This is a genomic window from Saccharothrix sp. ALI-22-I, assembly GCF_001984175.1.
In the GTDB taxonomy this organism is placed as follows: Bacteria; Actinomycetota; Actinomycetes; order Mycobacteriales; family Pseudonocardiaceae; genus Actinosynnema.
Map to the genome: position 1 here is coordinate 277,327 of NZ_MTQP01000062.1, position 19,992 is coordinate 297,318.

The window sequence follows — 19,992 nt, forward strand, 5'->3', positions numbered from 1 at the left end:
TTTAACCTGGAACATCGACGTTGTATCCACCCAAATTGCCGCTAAACATCACGATCGTGTGGTTTGACTGTACTGACGCCCACCCCTGGTGCAAGTCGAAGCCTGTTAACACCCACACAATGGCCGTAGGGTCCCCCGATCCGGGTATTGCCATTGTCACGCTGGGCGTGCGGAAATATTCCGGTCGAATAAATCGCAAGGGGGCGAGCCGACGTGGATCTCCGCTATGAGGCCTACTGCTTCGCGGATCGTCTGTTCTACGACGTGCAAAGCCACGCCGCGGCGCCTCAGGATGATTTCGCCCAGGTACTCCCCGCGTTGCCCGAGGGCTGGATGCAGGCCGACCGCAACATCTGGCGACACCTCCACCCCGACGGCGTGGTGCTGCCCCGGCAGGGCTGGAAGATCCACGTTTCCGCGACCGTGCTCAACGCGGGCGAAGTCCTGCAGAAGTCGTACGAGTACCTGATCGCGCGGCGCATCCCGTTCAAGTACCTGCGCACCCAGTCGATCGTGCTGGCGCGCAACTCCAAGTACGCCCCACGCGAGGCAAGCGGCAAGCTCATCACGATCTACCCGGCCGACGAGGCCGAGCTGGAGTCCACGCTCGCCGAGCTGTCGGAGATCCTGAAGGGCCAGTCGGGCGCGTACATCCTGAGCGACCTCCGCTACGGCACCGGCCCGCTGTTCGTCCGCTACGGCGGGTTCGTCGAGCAGTGGCTGGAACGGGACGGCAGGCGCGTGCTGGCCATCGAGGGCCCGGACGGCGCGCTCGTGCCGGACCAGCGCAAACCGACGTTCTGGGTGCCGGACTGGGTGAAGCTGCCCGCGTGCCTGGAGGAACACCTGGCCGCCCGCCGCGCCGGTGACGCCGACGCGTTCCCGTACCGGGTGACCCGGTCGCTGCACTTCTCCAACGGCGGCGGCGTGTACGAGGCGGTGCGCAAGGCCGACGACCGGCCGGTGGTGCTCAAGGAGGCCAGGCCGCACGCCGGGCTCGACCGGGAGAACGTCGACGCGGTGGCCCGGCTGCGCCGCGAGCACGCGATGTTGACCAGGATGGCCGGGGTGCCGGGCGTGCCCGAGGTGTACGAGCACTTCACCGCGTGGGAGCACGAGTTCGTCGCCATGGCGCGGGTGCCCGGCCGCCCGCTCGGCCAGTGGCTGGGCCAGAACTACCCGCTGACCTACCACGAGATCGCCGAGGAGGCGGTCACCGCCTACACCGGGCGGGCGTTGAAGCTCGTCGCCGACGTCGAACGGATCATGGCGGACGTGCACGAACGCGGGGTCGTGTTCTGCGACCTGCACCCGCTCAACGTGCTGGTGGACGACGACGACTCGGTGTCGCTGATCGACTTCGAGCTGGCGTTCGGTATCGAGGAGAACGGCAGACCCACGCTCGGCGCGCCCGGTTTCCAGGCGCCACCGGACCGCAGCGGCTTCGATATCGACGAGCACGCGCTGGCCGCGTTGCGGCTCTACGTCTTCATGCCGCTCAACGCCGTGATCGAGCTGGCACCGGTGAAGCTGCGTTCGCACGTGGACTTCATCCAGCGGCGCTTCGGCCTGTCCGACGAGTACTGCGCGAAGATCCTCGACCCGCTGACGCCGCGCACGGACACGCCGACCGGTCCCACGACGACCGCGTTCGACGTGCCCGAACCCGATTGGCCCGTGGTGCGCAAGTCGATCGCGGCGGCGATCCTGGCCAGCGCCACGCCCCAGCGCACCGACCGGCTGTTCCCCGGTGACGTGGAGCAGTTCGAGGTCGGCGGCGCGGGGTTCGGCTACGGCGCGGCGGGCGTGCTGCACGCGCTGGACGTCACCGGCATGGGCCGGTTCCCCGAGCACGAGCAGTGGTTGCTGGACGCGGTGCGCCGCGACCCGCCGAAGGAGCCCGGCTTCTTCACCGGCGCGCACGGCATCGCGTACGTGCTGGAGAACTTCGGCCACCACGACTTCGCGGAGGAGCTGGTCCGCTCCTACGCGCAGTTGCTGCCGGAAACCCGGGACCACGGCCTCAGCGCCGGCCTGGCGGGCATCGGCCTGAACCTGCTGCACTTCGCGGGCACCCGCGAGGACGAGACATACGCTGTGCAGGCGTTGGAGCTGGGCGAACGGCTCGACACCGCGCTCGCCCAGGCCGAGCCGCCTGGCGACAAGGCACGTGCGGGCTTCGAGCACGGCTGGTCCGGTCCGGCGCTGCTGTTCCTGCGGCTGTTCCAGCACACCGACGACCGCCGTTGGCTCGACCTCGGCGTGCGCGCCCTGGAACGGGACCTGGCCGAGACGATGACCGCGTTGGACGGCTCGACGCAGGTTCGCGACGGCAACGCCCGCGCCCTGCCCTACGTCGGTGTCGGCAGTGCCGGTATCGCGCTGGTGCTCAACGAGTTCCGCCTGGCCGTGCCGGATCTCCCGGTCGTCGAACGGCTGCCGGAGCTGGTCGCGAGCACGACGGGCGAATTCGTGATCCAACCGGCGTTGATGCTCGGCCGGGCGGGGCTGCTCGCCACACTCGCCCACGCGGGCGGGTCGCGGCAGGCGATCGACCGGCACCTCGCCGCGCTGGCCTGGCACGCCGTGCCCTACCAGGAGGGCCTGGCGTTCCCCGGCATCCAGTTGCGCCGGTTGTCGATGGACCTCGACACCGGCGGCGCGGGTGTCCTGCTGGCGCTCGGCTCCGCAGTGGACGGCACCCCCGTGCTGCCGTTCCTCACAGCCCCGGCCCCCATGGGCCGGTAGCAGTACCCCTTTCCGGACCCCCGAAGGAACCTAGGAGTCACGATGGACTTCATCCTCGACCTCCAGGACCTCGAAACCCCCGAGGCCCAGTCCAACGCGATGGCGCACCACAGCGGCGGCAGCAGCAACAGCGGTGGCGGCAGCAACACGGCGTCCAACCTCTCGCTGTTCTCGTGCTGGAACAACTCCACGCTGAGCCTGCTGGCCTGCTGACCGACTCCGGTGCGGGAAACCGGGTGAGCGGCGCAGTCGAAGTGCGCCGCTCACCCAGCCTGGAGGGGTCCGACGGCGTGCCGTCGGACCCCCGCCCACATGATGCGCTCTGAGAGGTCGCCTGTGACGCTGGAGGGGCGCGTTTCAACGCAGCCATCCAACGCTAGGGAGCACGGGATGTTGCTGTCGGTGGTTCGGCGTGATCCTCGGTGGCTGTTGTTGGCGTTGAACGCGCTGCCGGTCACCGCGGCGGGTCTCCTGCTGCCCACCGCGCTGGCCTCGGCGGTGGACATGGCGTTGGCCGGTCGGCTGGACGGCGGCACGGTGTTGTGGCTGGTCGGGCTCGCGGGCGTGGAAGTGCTCGGTGACGCGATCGGCGTGGTGCTGGCGGCGTCGATCACGGCGCGCGGTGCGACGTGGTTGCGGCGGCGGTTGACCGAGCACCTGTTGGCGCTGGGTCACCCGGCGCGGTTCGAGGCCGGTGACGCGGTGAGCCGGTTGACCGGTGACAGCGCGATCGCCGGCGGTGTCGCGGTGCTGGCGGTGGACCTGGGCATCTCGGCGCTCACGGCGGCCGGCGCGATCACGGCGTTGGCGTTGCTGGACTGGCGGCTCGCGGTGGTGTTCCTGTTGAGCGTGCCGTTGGCGGCGCTGCTGGTGCGGTCCCACCTGCGGCTGACGGCCGCGGACGTGGCCGCCTACCAGGAAGTCTCCGGCGAGTTGTCCGCACGGCTCGTGGACGCGGTCGGCGGGTTGCGCACGATCGCCGCCTCCGGCCGGGCCGACCAGGAGGCCGAACGCGTGTTGCGCCCCCTCCCCCGACTCACCGCCGCGGGCGTGGGCATGTGGCGCACCCAGGCGCGGATGATCTGGCGGGCCGGGCTGCTGCTGCCCGCGGTGGAACTGGCCGTGCTGACCGCCGCCGGGTTCGGCGTGGTCGCGGGCCGGTTGAGCATCGGTGACGTGCTGGCCGTGCTGGGGTACGTGGCGCTGGGGATGACGGTGGTCGGGCAGGCCACCGTGTTGACGGCTCTGCAACGAGCCCGGGCATCGGCCCAACGGCTGGAGGAAGTGCTGTCGACGCCCGTGCCGCCGACCGAGTGGCCGGGCTACGCGGCGTCGGGCGAGGTGGTGCTGAGCGGGGTGTCCGTGTCGGGTGCCCTGCACGACGTCGACCTGACCGTGCCCGCCGGGACGTTCATGGCCGTGGTCGGGCGGTCCGGGTCGGGCAAGTCCGCGTTGGCGGCGGTGATCGGCGGGTTGGCCCGGCCCTCGGCCGGACAGGTGCGGCGCGGCGGGTCCGTCGGCTACGCGTTCGAGCGGCCCGCCCTGGTCGGCACGACCGTCGCCGACGCGGTCCGGTACGGAACCTCCCTCGACCCGACCGACGTGATCGCGGCCTGTCGGGCCGCGCAGGTGCACGACGTGGTGGTGCGGCTGCCCGAGGGCTACCAGACCCCGATGTCGGCCGCGCCGATGTCCGGTGGTGAGGCGCAACGCCTGGGGCTGGCCAGGGCGTTCGTGCGCGATCCGGCGGTACTGGTGCTGGACGACGCCACGGCCAGCCTGGACATGGTGACGGAGTCCACTGTGGAGCGTGCGGTCGAGTCGGCGCTGCCCGGTCGGACCCGGGTCGTGGTGACGCACCGCGCGGCGACGGCACGGCGGGCGGACGTCGTGGTCTGGCTGGACGACGGCCGGGTGCGCGCGGTGGGTCCGCACTCCGAACTGTGGGACGACGACGAGTACCGGGCGGTGTTCGGCTGATGGCCTACCTGCGGGCGTTGCGTGACCAGCGGCGCGGCATCGTGGTGCTGCTCGGTTGGTCGGTGCTGGAGGGTGTGCCCGCGCTGCTGTCCGGCCGGTTGGTCGGGCTGGCGGTGGACCGGGGGTTCGCGGCCGGGCGGCCGTGGGTCGGTGTCGGGTGGCTGCTGCTGTTCGCGGCGGTGGCGGTGCTCGGCGGGTTCGGGTTGCGGCAGGTGTTCATGCGGCTGGGCGCGGTGATCGAGCCGCTGCGGGACGCGTTGGTGCGCGAGGTCGTGCGCGGGGTGCTGCACGCCGGGTCGCACACCCGACAGCCGGACGCGAGCGCGGTCGCCCGGATCACCCGGCACGTCGAGGTGGTGCGCGACGCGACCGCGGGTGTGCTGGTGCAGGCACGTGCGCTGCTGGTGACGACGACCGCCGCGCTGGTCGGGTTGGCGGCCACGGTGTCGTCGTCGTTGGCTTGGCTGGTGATCACGCCGGTGGTGGCGGCGCTGGTGCTGTTCGGGCTGCTGCTGCCGTCGTTGGCGCGCAGGCAGCGGCGGCTGGTGATGGCCGACGAACAGGCGGCTTCGGTGGCCGGGACGGTGTTCCTCGGTGTCCGGGACGTGGTGGCCGTCGGCGGTTCCGGGCACGCGTTGCGCGATGTGATGGCGCAGGTGGACCGGCAGGCTTCGGCGACCGTGCGGATGGCGTTCGCCGCGGCCCTGCGCGGTGTGGTGATCGCGTTGGGCGGGTTCGCGCCGCTGGTGTTGTTGCTGGTCATGGCGCCGGGGATGGTGCGGGCCGGGACGTTGACGGCCGGCGAGGTGCTGGGCGCGGTGGTGTACCTGAGCACCAGCGTGCAGCCGGCGTTGCGCGGATTGGCCGATACGACGAGCACCGTGGTGCTGCGGCTCGTGGTGGCGTTGCGGCGGTTGGCGGAGGCCGCGCCACCGATCGAGCCGGTGGGCGGTGACGCGGTGCCCGACGGGCACGAGGTGGAGCTGCGCGGGGTGACGTTCGGGTGGAGCGCGTCGGCCGAGCCGGTGGTGCGGTCACTCGATCTGGTGCTGCCCGAGGGCTCGCACCTGGCCGTGGTGGGGCCGAGCGGGATCGGCAAGTCGACGTTGGCCGGACTGGTGACCGGGCTGGTGGAGCCGCAGGCCGGGGTCGTGTGCTTCGGCGGTGTGCCGGTGCGGTCGGTGGTGCCGGAGGTGCGGAACCGGCGGATCGCCCTGGTGCCGCAGGAGACGTACCTGTTCACCGGGACGGTGCGGGAGAACCTGTCGTTGTTCGCGCCTTCGGCGTCGGACGCGGCGCTGTTGGAGGCCGCGTCGGCGGTCGGCGCGTCGGATCTCGTGGCCCGGTTGGGTGGTCTGGCCGGGACGGTCGGCCACGCCGGCGGCGGGTTGTCCGGCGGTGAGGCGCAATTGCTGGCCGCCGCACGGGTCTACGCGTCGGCTGCGGACGTGGTGATCCTGGACGAGGCGACGTCGTCCCTGGACCCGGCGGCCGAAGCCGTGGTGGAGCAGGCCTTCGCGGCCCGCGGCGGCACGTTGATCGTCATCGCGCACCGGCTGTCGTCCGCGTTGCGGGCCGACCTGGTCCTGCTGATGGACGGCGGCCCCCCGCTACTGGGCGCCCACACCGACCTCCTGGACGCCTCCCCCCTCTACCGCGACCTCATGGCCGCATGGCAACCCGCCCCGACCGCTCTGCGCTGACCCCACTCGCTCTCCCGGTGCGGTTATCCATATCACCTCCAGTCGCTTGCGCTCGTCGTCGGCACCGGCGACACCACCGCCCAACAGGTACGCGACCTCGCGGCAGGCACACGGCAGTTCGACGGGAGCATCCCGTTATGCCCGAGCCGGACCGGGACCCGGCTTTGATCTTATCGGCGGGGGTCTGACAGTTCTGGGTTCAGGGGCGGTACGACCGTTCAGCCCACGCGGTGCAGCCAGGTGACGGGGGCGCCGTCGCCTGCGCGTCGGAAGGGTTCCAGGGCGTCGTCCCAGGCCGCGCCCAGGATCTCGTCCACGCCGTGCGCGAACGACTCGCCGCCTCTGCTCCTGGCGGCCAGGGCTCGGAGTTGGTCCTCGGACACGACGATGTCGCCGTTCGCGCTGGTGCGGGCGTGCCACAAGCCCAGCACGGGCGCGAAGCAGTACCGCACGCCGTCCACGCCCGGACTCGGGTCTTCCGTCACCTCGAACCTGAGCATCGGCCACGCTCTGAGCGCGGACACGAGTCGGGCCCCGGTGCCGGCGTCGCCGGTCCAGTTGCATTCGGCGCGCAACTGCCCTGGCGCGGCGGGCTGCGCCGCCCACTTGAGGTCCGCTCGCTCACCGAGGGTGCCCGAGATCGCCCACTCGACGTGCGGACAGACCGCAGACGGCGACGAGTGGACGTAGACCACGCCACTGGTGCTGCCACGGGTGCTCACAGCTGACCTCCGCTACTCGACGAGGGACGTCTTCCCCTACGACCTCTCGAGGATGCGGACGATCTTGCGAATTCCCGACTTGGTCATTCTGCCCGTTGCGGCAGCAGTCCGCCATAAGAACCATCCCGTTCCTCACCCGAGTGGGTCAGATACAGGACTTTCGACCCTGAAACGCCGACCTCGCGACCCGGAGACCGGGCCGCGAGGTGACCTTGTGAGATCAACCGGACACGTTGACGTGATCAACGCCTGATAAGCGCAGCGATCAGCGGCTGATCAACTCGCGCCGAGCGCGCGGGCCGCCGCGATCACGTCGACCAGGCCCGTTCCCTTGTCGTGGCTGGTCGTGTACGAGCCGACGGGCTGGTAGCCGGAGCCGTACTTGTAGGCCGTCGACTTCAACGCCGCCTCGATCTGCGCCGGCGTCGCGGTCGGATCGGCCTGGAACAGCTGCGCCACGATGCCGGTGATGTGCGGCGCGGCCATCGACGTGCCGCTGATCGTGTTGAACGTGCCGACGTCGAGCAGGCCGGGGCCGTTCTGCGGCTGGAGCCCGGTGGCGCAGATCGCCAGGTACGGCCGGCACGCCGCGGTGATGTCCTCACCGGGCGCGGAGATGTCCGGCCACGTCGAGGAGTCCGTCGCCAGGCCGCGCGACGAGTACTCCGACACCGCGCCGTCCCGGGTGCCGGTGCCGAGGTCGTGGTAGGACGCCACGGACAGCACACCGGGGGTCGGGTCCTGGCCGGACGGGTTGGACAGGTTCGCGCTGCCGTCGCCGCCGTCGTTGCCGTTCGCCCACACCGTCACGACGCCCTCGGCCGCCAACGCGCGCTGGAGCTTGACGGTGGTGGAGTTCGGGTCGAACGCGCCGCCGCCGGACGGGCCGTAGGAGTTGTTGATCGCCTTGATCGGCGGGCACACCGACGCCGGGACGCCCGCGCCGCACGGTGCCCGGTGGTTCTCCAGCACCCAGTTCAGCGCGGCGTCCGCGCCGATGATGAACAGCACCGCGCCGGTCGAGATCACCACGGCCTTGGCGCCGGGAGCCGCGCCGCGCACCACCGTGCCGTCGGTCAGCGTGGTGTCGCTGCCGACCGCGATGCCGGTGACGTGCGTGCCGTGGCCGCCGACCGCCAGCAGGTCGGTGTCCACCGAGGTCGGCACGTCGAGGATGCAGCCGGTGCCGGCGCTCGCTTCGTCCAGGCAGACGCTCTTGAGGCTGCGGACGATCTTGGTCTGGCCGTTCGGCTGCCGGAACGCCGGGTGCGTCGGATCGACGCCGGAGTCGATCACCGCGACGGTGACGCCGCTGCCGTCCAGCGCCTGGCCGTTCGCCCCGGTCAGGGTCTGGCGCGCTTCCAGCCCGCGGGTGGCGGTGTGGGAGGTGGAGCCGGTGAACTCGATCGGCCGGTTGGCCTCGACGTAGGTCACGCCGGCAGCGGCGCGTGCGGCGGTGATCTGGGCTGCGGTGCCGTGGGCGGCGACCACGCCGATGCGGTCGAAGCTGGTGATGCGGTTCAGGCCGGAGGCGCGCACCGCGCGTTCGGCGGCGGCGAGGTCGGCGCCGTGGACGAACACGGTGCCGACGGAATCGGGCGCGGATTCACCATCGGACAGCTGACTGGCGAGCAGCGTCGAGACGGGTGCGAGCAGACCGGCCGAGGCGGAAGGGACGACCGCTACGGACAGTGCCAGCGTTCCCGCCGCGAGCAGGGCGGCTTTGCGCTTCACTGACGGACCTCCAATGCAGGGTTGAGCAATCCCACTAACGAGCCACATCCGTTCAGGTGATGGGTGTCACGGAACGTCAACTCCGGTGATGCGCCCAACCGGCCCAGCCCTCACGGGCGCTACCGTGTCCGACCGTGTGGAACGGTGTGATTCTGTGGTGATCTCGTGCGGCTGATCCGACTCGGGACCGAACCGTCGCAGGTGGGCGCGGACGTGCGCGCCGCGTTGAGCACGTGGGGCAACGGTGACGCCGTCCTCGGCGGTATCGCGCTGCTCGGGGTCCGGCCCCCGGACTGCCCGCGTGACCTGGACGCCGTGATCGTGCTGCCGCGCGGTGTGCTCGTCGTCGTCGGCGTGGACCTGCCGGACCCGGCCATGCGGCTGGAGGCGCCGCTCAACGGCCAGTGGAAGATCGACGGCTGGCCACTGACCAGGACCGACGGCGCGCTGAGCCCGGCCGCCGAGGCGCTGGAGGCCAGCACCGCCGTCGCCCGCCGCATCCAGGACATGCGCGGCGAGCCGCTGCCGGTCACCACCGTGGTGGCCGTCGGCCCGTACGTCGGCCAGGTCGTGCAGGCGACCGTCGACCTCAACCGGGGCGTGCGCGTCCTGCACCCCAAGCCGACGACGCTGCTCGCCGCAGCCCGCGAGCTGGCCACCAGCGACCGGCCCTGCTCGGCCGAGCACGCCGCCAAGCTGGTCGCCGTACTGGCGCCGACCGGCGCGCCGCCCTCCCGGCAGGTGCTGATCGCCGAGGGCTTCTCCGACGCGGCGACCGACCTGGCGTCGGCCAGCACCATGCTGCTGCCGAAGATCAAGGCCGTCCCGACCACCCGCAAGGTGCTGCCCTACGTGGGCGGCGTGGTCGGCTTCATCCTGCTGATCATCGCCCTGATCGCGTCGCTGTCGTCGGGCGGCACCGCGGACAGCTCGGCGTCCGCCACCCCGACCTCGCAGCCGACCACGGTCGTCGTGGACGGCCGGAACTTCTCGCCGCGCGGCGCGGACCGGACCGACGACTGCGCCGCGCACGCGTTCGGCGACGTGCAGGCTTGGCTGTCCGGACACATGTGCATGCAGCTGCGGCGGGCCCAGTACGAGACCACTGTGGACGGCCGCAAGGTCGGCGTCGCGATCGCCGAGCTGAGCCTGCCGGACGCCACCCGCGCGAGTGAGTTGAACGTGATCGCCTCGACGGCGGGCGCGGGCGGCATCACCGCGCTGGTGAAGGAGGGCAAGGGCTGGCCCGGCGGTCCGGCGTCGTTCGACCGGTCGGCCATCCGGGTGTCGGTGAAGGGCGCGCAACTGCGGATCACGCAGGTGGTGTGGGCGGAAGGCGAGCAGAACGCGGCCGACCCGAAGCTGGCCCAGATCGCCGAGCAGGCGTTGCGGCTGCCCGCCGCGCAGCAGTGAAAGTGGACCGTCAGCGGCCGGAGCGGACCATGCCGATGCCGATCAACCCGAACGCGACGTGCAGCACGATCACCAGACCGGCCACCGCGCACACCGTTTCGGTGCCCGGTTTGCCCGCGATCGCGCCGAACGAGAACAGCCATCCGCCGAGCGCGATCGCGGCGCCCGGGATCATCACCGAATTCGGCACGTGGGCCAGGCAGAGCAACGCGCTGGAACGCGCGCGGAACAACGTGTAGAGCACCACGGGAAGCACCAGGAACCCCGGCAGGTACACCGCGGTCGGCGGCCAGGAAGGCCCGCCGGGCAGAAACGTGGTCACGATGACGAACGCGCACCAGAGCACCGCTCCGATCGCGAGAGCCACCGTTCCCCTGGTCACCGCCGCAGTGTAATGAACTGAAGCCGCACTTTTAGGTTAAGACGCTCTATGGCCGCAGGTCCGGTACGGCACCCGGACGAAGGGGTACACGGCCCGCTGGCCGACCGTGTACCCAGCGTCAGGGATTCACGGTCTCAGAGACCGTAGGCCTCCAACAGCCGCAACCAGACCTCGCTGATGGTCGGGTACGCCGGCACCGCGTGCCACAACCGGTCCACGGTGACCTCGCCGACGATCGCGATGGTGGCCGCGTGGATCAACTCGGCGACGTCGGGGCCTGCGAACGTGACGCCGACGAGCGTGCGCTTCTTCTCGTCCACGATCATCCGCGCCTTGCCGCGGTACCCGTCCGCGTGCAGGGACGACCCGGCCACCGCGATGTCCAGGTCGATCACCCGGATCTCCAGCCCAGCCTCGCGGGCCTGCGCCTCCGTCCACCCCACCGACGCCACCTCGGGGTCGGTGAAGACGACCTGCGGCACGGCGGTGTGATCGGCCGTGGCGACCGGCGCGGTCCACGGTTCGGGGTCGGTGGCGCCGGTGACGATCGCCGTGCCGACCGCCCGTGCGGCGTATTTGCCCTGGTGGGTGAGCAGCGCGCGGCCCGTGACGTCACCCGCCGCGTACAACCAGTCCACTCCGGACACTCGACCGGTGTCGTCGACCTCCAGCGGCTTGCCCGCCGTGAAGCCGAACTGCTCCACGCCCAGGTCGAACGTGCCCGGCAGGCGGCCGGTCGCGATCAGCAGGTGCTCGCCGGACACCGAGGTGTCGTCGGACAGCCGCAACGACACCTCGCCGTCCGAGGTGGACACACCGGTCGCTTTCACGCCCGTGACGATCCGGACGCCGTCCTCACGCAGCCCCTCGGCCACCAGGTCGCCCGCGAACGCCTCGAACTTCGGCAGCGGCCGTTCACCGGAGATCACCAGCGTGACCTTCGAGCCGAGCCGGGCCCACGCCTGGGCCATCTCGACGCCGACCACACCGCCGCCGAGCACCACCAACGACGTGGGCACCTCCTGCGCCGACGTCGCCTCGCGGGACGTCCAGTACGGCACGTCGGACAACCCCGGCAGCGACGGGATGCGCGGCACGCTGCCGGTGCACACCACGACCGCCTTCGCGGCGGTCAGCACGCGGCCGTCGACCTCGACCCGGCGCTCCCCCACCAGCCGGCCACGACCGCGGAACACGGTCAGCCCGGCGCCCTCGGCCCACTCGACCTGGCCCGAGTCGTCCCAGTCGGAGGTGAAGCTGTTGCGCCGCTTCAACACCTGCACCGGATCCAGCCGGTCCCCGACCGGCACCCCCGGCACCCGGCGGGCGGCGGCGAGCGCGTGGCCGGGGCGCAGCAACGCCTTGCTCGGCATGCACGCCCAGTACGAGCACTCACCGCCGACGCGTTCGGCTTCCACCAGCGCGGTCCGGAGTCCGCCGGCGGCGGTCCGGGCGGCGGCGTTCTCGCCCACCGGGCCACCGCCGATCACGATCACGTCGAAGTCGGTCACCGGTCCACCCCACACCACCCGGACCGGCGCGGCAAGTCGCCCCCTGGCCGAGAACTGTCAGACCTGGCCAAGAACGTCAGACCGGGTCGAACACCCCGGCCAACATCTTCAAGATCACGCAGTCGGCGGTGCCCAGCACCACCGGGCGTTCGTCGGGCTCCACTCGTTCGGCCAGCTTGAACATCGCATCGGCGATCTGGGCGGCCATCCGGAACGTCAACGTGACCGGCGCGTCCCCGCGCACCGCGAAGCGCCCCAGGAACAGGTCGCGCAACCGTTCGGCCATCAACTCGTACTGGTCGACGGACGCGTCGAGCCGGTGGCCGTCGAGCAGATCGCTGAACCGCACCCGCCCGAAGCCGGGCAGTTCGACCAGCATCCGCAGGTAGACGCCGACGACCTGCCGCACCGCCTCCCGCCAGTCCCCGGCGAGTCGACCCTCCGTGAACAGCGTTTCGACCTGGCCCAGGTACTCCTCCATGCCGCGCAACGCCAACGCGTGCACAACAGAACGCTTGTCCGGGAAGTATTGGTAGAACGATCCAATTGGCACGCCTGCCAGCTCGACGATCCGGGCTGTGGTGATGTCGTCGTAGTCGTAGTCGTTGAGCAGCGCCGCGCAGGCATCGACAATCGCGGACACCGTGGCGGCGCCGCGCTGCTGAACGGGCTGACGACGCATCACCTTGGCTAAGCGGTTTTCGGCGGGATTTTCTGGCACGCGCTCATCTTGATGGATACGGACCGGTAAGCCCAAACAGACGATTCCGGAATGTGATGTGAGGTTCGCTCGACTTTTCCGAGGTGATTGTTGGGGCGCAAAACTATTTACCGGGGTCGACCGGATGGGGAAATCCGACCGCCTCACCGTGAACCGCGCTGCGCCGGGACGGGTTTCAGCACTTCACCGTGCGTGTCAGCGGCCGGGGGCCGTTCGGCGGAAGGGGCGCGGACGATCGGCGTCCCCGCCCTGCGGCGCGGTGGCCGAGTCACGTAGGGGCCGACCAGCCGGGCGAGCAGCAGACCCGGCGCGACCAGCGGCACCACCGCCGACAGCGCCGCTGCCGTCGCCCCGGCCCGCGCCACGTCCTTCGGGATCACCGCGATCCGGTCGACCACGAACGCCCGCCGCCCGGTGAGCGACACCAACCCCATCACCGCGAGGAACACCGCGAACGTCAGCAGCGCCCACCGGACCGCGACGTACCCGACATCCTCGGCCGCCGCCATCACCGCGAGCCAGCCGACCAACGCCGACGCCTGCCGGCGCGCGCTCGTCATCGCCCACAGCAGCCCACCGGCCACGGCGAGGAAGCCGGTGCGACCGTCGAACCAGCCGCGGACCGCGTCCAGCCACCCGGTCGGCAGCCCGGCCCAGCGCAGCGGCAGCACTTCCAGCGGACCAGGCCCGCCGAACACCTGCCCCACCACCCACGCCAGGGACCACACCGACACGACCACCGCGAAGCCGAGCTGCCACCGCGACCGGTCGACCGCGACCCGGCACAGCCGGACCAGCTCCTGGCGTTTCTCCCTCACACGCTCCAGCGTGCCGGGATGATCAGCCACCGCCGACGGGTTTCACCCACGTGCCCGGCGAGAGCCGCTCATCCGGTGGTCCAGTCCTCACCCGCCGTATTGCCCGACGCGGCCCAGCGGAGCTTCGCAGATCCCGCCGGGTGTCCTGTTCGGTGAATCTTGCGGGGTTCCCACCTGGCTTGCGGGGGTGCCGGCGGGATCACGTGGTGGAGGTGGAGACCGGACTCGTCCCGGGAGCACCCTCGGGCGCGCCGCCGCGCACGGGGTTCGCCCCGGCGACGCGACTCAGTCCGCCGGCGCCGGCGCGGGGCGAGGCTGGTCCGGCGGCACCTCCGCCGCAGTGCGCCACCAGCGGCGCGACGCCAGCGCGGCCAGCACGGCGCCGGCCGCGTTGACCAGTACGTCATCCACCGACGACACCCGGTCCAACTGGAAGACGTACTGTGCGGTTTCGACCAGGACCGAGCAGCCTGCCCCGAGCGCCAAAAGCCGCGGCACGGACGCCAGCGCCGCGAACCGCATCGGAGCGAAGAACCCCAGCGCCGCGAAGATCAGCAGGTTGCCGACGATCCCGAGCGGCCCCATCGTGACCAGGTCCCGCAGCGGGACCAGACTCACCCGGCCGGGGACGATGCCGGCCCCGGAGCCGGGCATCAAGGTCAGCCACACCAACGGCACCGTCCCGTAGACCATGCCCACCTCGGCCAGCGACATCCGCCACGCCGATGTGACGCCGGCGGCACGCCGACGGCGCGCCAGCGCCCACACCACCAGAGCGGCCAACGGCAGACCGACCAGCATCATGAGCACCACACCGTTCATGGTGTCGAAGCAGCCGTGCCACCGTCCGGCCATGCACCTCGGAGCGGACATCAGGAGCGGCCGCCGCACGGCGAACACCGCGCTCGCCAGGCCGAGGATCGCCAGGCTGACGAGCACGATCCTGCGCGTGCGGCGGGGCGGTGCTAACGGGGATGGGCTGTGGTTCACGCCCCCATTGGAGACGGAGGGCTGTTGCAGTGGCGTATCCAGTTTTGGATACGTCCGCGATACACGGAATCGCGCGCAGGCTGCTACCGGCGTTACCGGCGGCGTTGTCGATCACCTGGACCACCGCCTGGACCACCGCGGGCACGGCGAACGCCGAGCCGATCACCGAGTTGTAGGCCGGTCGCGGGCACCGCAGGAGGTCCGAACGCCGCCGTCGAGCAGTCGCTCGGCGGCGGCTTTCGCACGTCACGGGGCAGGGCGGGCGGGCGCGTAGTTGTTGGCGCACCACGGCGAAGAGGCGTGTAGTAGATTAGACGTTCTGCGCAGGACGGGCGCAGAGAACTATCAGCCGCAATGCAACACAGGCTGATAAACCACGCTATCCAGAAATGAGGCACGTTGTCAAGCCCCTCCGATGACCTCCGGCTCGCGGAAACCGAGTCGGAGCAGGAATACGTGTCGATGCTGTACGGCAGGCTGGACGACCTCCGCGAACAGAGCTCCAAGCGCCTCGCCGGCGCACTGCGGCAAACGGGCGGAACGCACCAGATGCGGTCCGAACGGGACACCTCGGTGGCGATGTACTCCGATCAGCTGGCGCAGTACAGCGCGGTGGAGAACGGGTTGTGCTTCGGCCGGCTCGACTTCCACACCGACGACCGGTTCTACATCGGCCGGATCGGCTTGTTCGACGAGGACAAGGAGTACGAGCCGCTGCTGATGGACTGGCGCGCGCCCGCCGCCCGCCCGTTCTACCTGGCCACCGCCGCCGCGCCGGACGGCGTGCGCCGGCGCAGGCACCTGCGGACCAAGCAGCGCAAGGTCGTCGGCTTCGACGATGAGGTGCTGGACATCAACTCGGTGGACCTGGACCGCCGGTCGGAGGGCCTCACCGGCGAGGCAACCCTGCTGGCCGCCGTGAACGCGAGCCGCACCGGCCAGATGGGCGACATCGTCGCGACCATCCAGGCCGAGCAGGACAAGATCATCCGCACCGAGCTGAACGGCGTGGTCGTCGTGCAGGGCGGTCCGGGCACCGGCAAGACGGCCGTGGCGCTGCACCGCGCCGCCTACCTGCTCTACACGCACCGGCGGCAGCTGGCGAAGCGCGGCGTGCTGGTCGTCGGGCCGAACGCGACGTTCCTGCGCTACATCGGGCAGGTGCTGCCGTCGCTGGGTGAGACGGGCGTGCTGCTGTCCACCGTCGGCGAGCTGTTCCCGAACCTGACGGCGGTCGGCCGTGAGCCCGCCGAGGTGGCGGCGTTGAAGGGCCGCATCGAGATGGCGGACGTGGTGGCGCACGCGATCCGCGACCGGCAGGAAGCCCCGAGCCTGGTCGAGGTGCCGTTCGAGCAGGACACGCTGCGGCTGGACCGGCGTGCGATCACCGACGCGCGGGGGCGCGCCCGGCGCACCCGACGTCCGCACAACGAGGCGCGGCGGACGTTCCAGCGGGAGATCATCTCCACGTTGGCGTCGCAGGCCGTGTCCCGGCTCGGTCGGCACCTGCTGGACCAGGCCGACATCGATGACATCCGGCGCGAGCTGCGGGAAGACCCCGCCGTGCAGGCCGCCATCGACAAGCTGTGGCCTACGTTGTCGCCGCAGCAACTGCTCGAAGACCTGTACGCGTCGCCGAAGCTGATCGCCAAGGCCACCCCGAAGCTGTCCCCCGCCGAACGCGCCCTGCTGACGCGTCCGCGCGGCACCGAGTGGACGCCCGCCGACGTGCCGCTGCTGGACGAGGCGGCCGAACTGCTCGGCGAGGACGACACCGAGGCCAAGGCACGTGCCGAACGGCAACGTCGTCAGGCGATCGACTACGCCCAGGGCGTGCTGGACATCCTGGACCTGGAGGACGACGCCGACCCGGACATCCTGATGGCGACCGACCTGGTCGACGCCTACAAGCTGGCCGAGCGGCACGGCGCCGAGCGCTACGAGACGGCGGCCGAACGTGCGGCGGCGGACCGGACGTGGACGTTCGGGCACATCATCGTGGACGAGGCGCAGGAGCTGTCCCCGATGGCGTGGCGGACGCTGATGCGACGGTGCCCGGCCAAGTCGATGACCGTGGTCGGCGACATCGCGCAGACCGGCGACATCGCCGGCGCGTCGTCCTGGAGCGAGGTGCTGTCCCCGTACGTGATGGACCGCTGGAAGCTCACCGAACTGACGGTGAACTACCGGACGCCGTCGGAGATCATGGCGGTGGCGGCCGACGTGCTGTCCTCCGTCGATCCGACCCTGGTGCCGCCGACTTCCGTGCGGGACAGCGGGTTCGACCCGTGGAGCCTGCGCGTGCCGTCGTTGGTCGAGGCCCTGCCTTCGGTGGTGGACAAGGAAGTCTCCGCGATCGGGGACGGCAAGCTGGCCGTGATCGTGCCGGCGGCTTCGGTGGCCTCGCTGCGTGCTGCCGTGCCCGGCGCTTCGGACGACCTCGACACGCAGGTCGTGGTGCTGGGGGTGACCGACGCGAAGGGCTTGGAGTTCGACTCTGTGTTGGTGGTCGACCCGGCCGGGATCTTGGCCGAGTCGCCGCGCGGCGCGAGTGACCTGTACGTGGCGCTGACCCGTGCGACGCAACGACTTGGCGTCGTGCACACGGGCGATTTGCCGGAGGTTCTGGGGCGGTTGGCGGCTACCGTGTGAGCGGTGTCCGACATGGGGGCAACGCACTTTGATCGGTGGATGCGGCGGGGGTTCGACGTTATCGGGTGAGGAAGTAGCCGAGGGCGGCGGCTGCTACGCCGGCGGTGATGCTGGTGGCGACGTTCGCAAACGCTTGCCAGTGGTGGCCGTCCTCGGTCAGGCGGACGGTTTCGTAGCTGAAGGTGCTGTAGGTCGTCAGGCCGCCGCACAGGCCGGTGCCGATGAGGGCTACCAAGGTTGGTGACGCGCCGGCTACGCAGCCCAGGACGAACGAGCCGATGATGTTCACCGTCAGGGTGCCGAACGGGAACCGCGTCATGTGGCGGGACTGGACGAAGCGGTCGGTCAGGTAGCGCAGTGGGGCGCCGATGGCCGCGCCGACGAACACCAAAAGCGCGGTCACGCGAGCACCTTCCTGGTCAGCGCCATGGTGGAGAAGGTCGCGCCCAAGGCCAGGAACAGGGTGGCGAAGAGGTAGGCGAAAGACGACAAGCCCAGGTGCACGATGTCGAGCGCATAAGCCGAGAAGGTGGTGAAACCGCCGAGTATCCCGACGCCGAAGAACGGGCGGGCCAAAGGGTGCAGGCGGGGCACGAGAACCATCAGGACACCGATCAACGCGCACCCGAGCACGTTGATCAGCAGCAAACCCCACGGGCCGGTGACGACCGTGGACAACCCGTACCGGGCCAGGCCGCCGAGACCGCCGCCGAGTGCGATGACACCCAGGACCGCGAGGTCACGACGTTGGGCCGGGACGTCGGGCGAGGCGTCCGGGGCGACCGGATCGGTGTGCAACGGATCAGTGCCCAAAGGATCAGTGCGTCCGGAGGTGGTCGACCAGGTGGTCGAGGGCGGACAGGGCGCGGACCACGTCGGCGCGTTCCTGCGGTTCGAGTTTGTCCAGTGCCGAACCGATGCGCTTCTCGTGCGCGGACTGCCAGACGGCCAGCTGCTCGTGTCCCTGCGGGGTCACCGAGAGGCGGGCGACGCGGCGGTCGCTGGGGTCGCCGCCCCGTTCGACCAGGCCGCTTTCGATCAGCTGTCCGACGAGGCCGCTGACGGTGTTGGGTGCCAGACGGAGTTCGGCCGCGAGGTCGCCTACGCGCATCGACGGACGCTCGGCGAGCGTCTGGAGCAACTCGACCTGCGCCATCGGGAGGGAATCCCACGGCCATTCCGACCGGATGCTCGTGCGCAGTGCCCGGCGGAGCCTCGTGACCACGTCGGTGAGCGAGCGTGCCTCGTCTGACATGCGCGAATGGTACTTGGTCGCGATACCTCGGATACCGATATAGTCTGAAGCCGATGAACCCCTCGTGGCGCTGGTTCGTCGCGGAATCACCCCGACCGCGACGGGTCGCCACCTGGTCAGGGGCGCCTTGGCTGGCCGTGGCCACGGTGTGCCTCGGCGCGTTCCTGGGTCAGTTCGACGCGAGCGTGGTCACACTGGCCCTGCCCGCATTGCGGGACGACTTCGGCGCCTCGCCCGAGTGGGTGTCGCTGGCCTACCTGCTCACGCTGGTCGCGCTCGTCGCGCCGATCGGGAAGTGGTCGGACCGCAGGGGGCGCAAGCTGGTCTACCTCTACGGGTTCGTCGTGTTCACCGGTGCTTCGGCGGCGTGCGCGTTGGCCCGTGACCTGGACGTGCTGATCGCGTTCCGGGTCGTGCAGGCTCTGGGCGCGGCGATGTTGCAGGCCAACAGCGTCGCGCTGGTGGTGGCGGCCGTGCCGCGCGAACGGATGCGCAAGGCGTTGGGCATCCAGGCCACCGCGCAGGCGTTGGGGCTGGCGCTGGGGCCGACCGTCGGCGGTCTGCTGGTCGAGGCGTTCGGCTGGCAGTGGGTGTTCGCGATCAACGTCCCGGTCGGCGTGGTCGCGCTGGTCGCGGGCCACTTCCTGCTCCCGCGCACGCACGAGCGCGGTACCGCGCCGGTGGACGGGATCGCCGTCGTGCTGCTCGCCACCGCCACCACCGCGTTGCTGCTGGTGCTGTCCGGCGCGAGCCCGTTCCTGCTGCTGCTCGCGGTGCCGGCGGGTGTCGGGTACGTGTGGCGGGAACCGCTGGTCCGCCGGGTCAAGGGCGGCCTGTTCGGCGCGTTGTGCGGTTATCTCGTGCTGTTCGGACCGCTGGTCCTGGTGCCGTTCACGTCTCGCGAGGGCCCGTTGGAGACCGGACTGCTGCTCACCGCGCTCCCGGTCGGGTTCGCGCTCGGCGCGGCGCTCCCGTGGAAACTGCCGAGGACCGGCGTCTTGCTGTCCACAGTGGCCTGCGGGGTGCTGGCCTGGCAGGTTCACCCGGTCGCGCTGGCCCTGTTGGGGCTCGGGCTCGGCCTTTTCACGCCGGCGAACAATGCAACCATCCTCAGCGCCCTCCCAAAGGGTGACGCTGGATCGGGTGGTGGCCTGGTGAACCTCGCGAGAGCCCTCGGCACCACGTTCGGTGTGGCCTTGCCCCTGTTCGTCAACGCACACTTCGGGTCGCGGGTGTCATTCGGAACACTCGCCGTGATCGCTTTGCTCGCTCTCTGTACGCCAATCGGGGACAAGCGGCCGTGCCCTCTGCCCACGGGACCAGCCGGATCAGTAATCTCGCCCCACAGGGGCTGAAGTTCGGG

Annotated in this window: 18 protein-coding genes; 8 read left to right on the forward strand and 10 right to left on the reverse strand. The window is 70.8% G+C overall.

Going from position 1 to position 19,992, the window contains the following annotated elements; translation table 11 throughout:
* Positions 1 to 213 precede the first annotated feature (213 nt).
* From lanKC to ALI22I_RS23070, 4 genes are all read left to right on the forward strand, one after another.
* Positions 214 to 2,748, forward strand: a complete 2,535-nt coding sequence (gene lanKC, locus ALI22I_RS23060) for a class III lanthionine synthetase LanKC (RefSeq protein WP_077007597.1) — start codon at positions 214 to 216, stop codon at positions 2,746 to 2,748.
* A 42-nt stretch (positions 2,749 to 2,790) separates the two neighbouring features.
* Positions 2,791 to 2,961, forward strand: a complete 171-nt coding sequence (locus ALI22I_RS49515; RefSeq protein ID WP_143532370.1) for a SapB/AmfS family lanthipeptide — start codon at positions 2,791 to 2,793, stop codon at positions 2,959 to 2,961.
* Positions 2,962 to 3,138: 177 nt separating this feature from the next.
* Entirely contained in the window at positions 3,139 to 4,728 is a 1,590-nt protein-coding gene (locus tag ALI22I_RS23065; protein ID WP_077007598.1) for an ABC transporter ATP-binding protein, read from the forward strand.
* Positions 4,728 to 6,431, forward strand: coding sequence for an ABC transporter ATP-binding protein (locus ALI22I_RS23070; protein WP_077007599.1), 1,704 nt, complete (start codon positions 4,728 to 4,730; stop codon positions 6,429 to 6,431). Before ALI22I_RS23065 ends, ALI22I_RS23070 begins: the two co-directional genes overlap by 1 nt.
* A 218-nt stretch (positions 6,432 to 6,649) precedes the next feature.
* Here the strand turns inward: ALI22I_RS23070 and ALI22I_RS23075 are convergent, their stop codons facing one another.
* Both ALI22I_RS23075 and ALI22I_RS23080 read right to left on the reverse strand, forming a co-directional pair.
* The gene (locus ALI22I_RS23075; RefSeq protein ID WP_143532371.1) at positions 6,650 to 7,153 is read right to left on the reverse strand and encodes a DUF3145 domain-containing protein; all 504 of its coding nucleotides are present in this window, start codon (positions 7,151 to 7,153) and stop codon (positions 6,650 to 6,652) included.
* A gap of 276 nt (positions 7,154 to 7,429) precedes the next feature.
* A complete protein-coding gene (locus ALI22I_RS23080; protein ID WP_238598514.1) occupies positions 7,430 to 8,887 on the reverse strand; it encodes a S8 family peptidase in 1,458 nt (485 codons plus the stop codon).
* 165 nt (positions 8,888 to 9,052) lie between these two features.
* Here ALI22I_RS23080 and ALI22I_RS23085 point away from each other — a divergent pair, with 165 nt between their 5' ends.
* Positions 9,053 to 10,300 carry a hypothetical protein gene (locus ALI22I_RS23085; RefSeq protein WP_077007601.1) on the forward strand — a complete coding sequence of 416 codons (1,248 nt, stop codon included), beginning with the start codon at positions 9,053 to 9,055 and terminating at the stop codon, positions 10,298 to 10,300.
* A 10-nt stretch (positions 10,301 to 10,310) separates the two neighbouring features.
* Here the strand turns inward: ALI22I_RS23085 and ALI22I_RS23090 are convergent, their stop codons facing one another.
* The 5 genes from ALI22I_RS23090 to ALI22I_RS23110 form a co-directional block, all read right to left on the reverse strand.
* Positions 10,311 to 10,682: a hypothetical protein gene (locus ALI22I_RS23090; RefSeq protein ID WP_077007602.1), complete on the reverse strand. Its 372-nt coding sequence runs from the start codon at positions 10,680 to 10,682 to the stop codon at positions 10,311 to 10,313.
* Positions 10,683 to 10,816: 134 nt separating this feature from the next.
* Positions 10,817 to 12,193, reverse strand: a complete 1,377-nt coding sequence (locus tag ALI22I_RS23095) for a dihydrolipoyl dehydrogenase family protein (RefSeq protein ID WP_238598515.1) — start codon at positions 12,191 to 12,193, stop codon at positions 10,817 to 10,819.
* 76 nt (positions 12,194 to 12,269) lie between these two features.
* Positions 12,270 to 12,875, reverse strand: coding sequence for a TetR/AcrR family transcriptional regulator (locus tag ALI22I_RS23100; protein WP_077007603.1), 606 nt, complete (start codon positions 12,873 to 12,875; stop codon positions 12,270 to 12,272).
* A gap of 182 nt (positions 12,876 to 13,057) precedes the next feature.
* A complete protein-coding gene (locus ALI22I_RS23105) occupies positions 13,058 to 13,732 on the reverse strand; it encodes a hypothetical protein (RefSeq protein ID WP_179118317.1) in 675 nt (224 codons plus the stop codon).
* A gap of 285 nt (positions 13,733 to 14,017) precedes the next feature.
* Positions 14,018 to 14,671: a VanZ family protein gene (locus ALI22I_RS23110; RefSeq protein WP_238598516.1), complete on the reverse strand. Its 654-nt coding sequence runs from the start codon at positions 14,669 to 14,671 to the stop codon at positions 14,018 to 14,020.
* Positions 14,672 to 14,751: 80 nt separating this feature from the next.
* Between ALI22I_RS23110 and ALI22I_RS51085 the strand changes: the two genes are divergently transcribed.
* Both ALI22I_RS51085 and ALI22I_RS23115 read left to right on the forward strand, forming a co-directional pair.
* On the forward strand, positions 14,752 to 14,898 hold the full coding sequence (locus ALI22I_RS51085; protein WP_179118318.1) for a hypothetical protein: 147 nt from the start codon (positions 14,752 to 14,754) through the stop codon (positions 14,896 to 14,898).
* 223 nt (positions 14,899 to 15,121) lie between these two features.
* Positions 15,122 to 17,374: a HelD family protein gene (locus tag ALI22I_RS23115; protein ID WP_077007605.1), complete on the forward strand. Its 2,253-nt coding sequence runs from the start codon at positions 15,122 to 15,124 to the stop codon at positions 17,372 to 17,374.
* Between the two features lie 58 nt (positions 17,375 to 17,432).
* Here ALI22I_RS23115 and crcB read toward each other — a convergent pair whose 3' ends face one another.
* The 3 genes from crcB to ALI22I_RS23130 are packed head-to-tail and all read right to left on the reverse strand — an operon-like array spanning position 17,433 to position 18,629.
* Complete coding sequence (gene crcB / locus ALI22I_RS23120) at positions 17,433 to 17,777, reverse strand: fluoride efflux transporter CrcB (RefSeq protein ID WP_077007606.1); 345 nt, start codon at positions 17,775 to 17,777, stop codon at positions 17,433 to 17,435.
* Positions 17,774 to 18,187 carry a fluoride efflux transporter FluC gene (locus ALI22I_RS23125; RefSeq protein WP_238598517.1) on the reverse strand — a complete coding sequence of 138 codons (414 nt, stop codon included), beginning with the start codon at positions 18,185 to 18,187 and terminating at the stop codon, positions 17,774 to 17,776. The genes crcB and ALI22I_RS23125 overlap by 4 nt, the downstream gene beginning before the upstream one ends.
* Positions 18,188 to 18,191: 4 nt before the next feature.
* Positions 18,192 to 18,629 (reverse strand): MarR family winged helix-turn-helix transcriptional regulator, encoded by a 438-nt coding sequence (locus tag ALI22I_RS23130; protein WP_077007607.1) that lies wholly within the window; start codon positions 18,627 to 18,629, stop codon positions 18,192 to 18,194.
* 53 nt (positions 18,630 to 18,682) lie between these two features.
* On the opposite strand from ALI22I_RS23130, the gene ALI22I_RS23135 reads away from it, so the two are divergent.
* On the forward strand, positions 18,683 to 19,984 hold the full coding sequence (locus tag ALI22I_RS23135) for an MFS transporter (protein WP_083751940.1): 1,302 nt from the start codon (positions 18,683 to 18,685) through the stop codon (positions 19,982 to 19,984).
* The last annotated feature ends 8 nt before the right edge of the window (positions 19,985 to 19,992 follow it).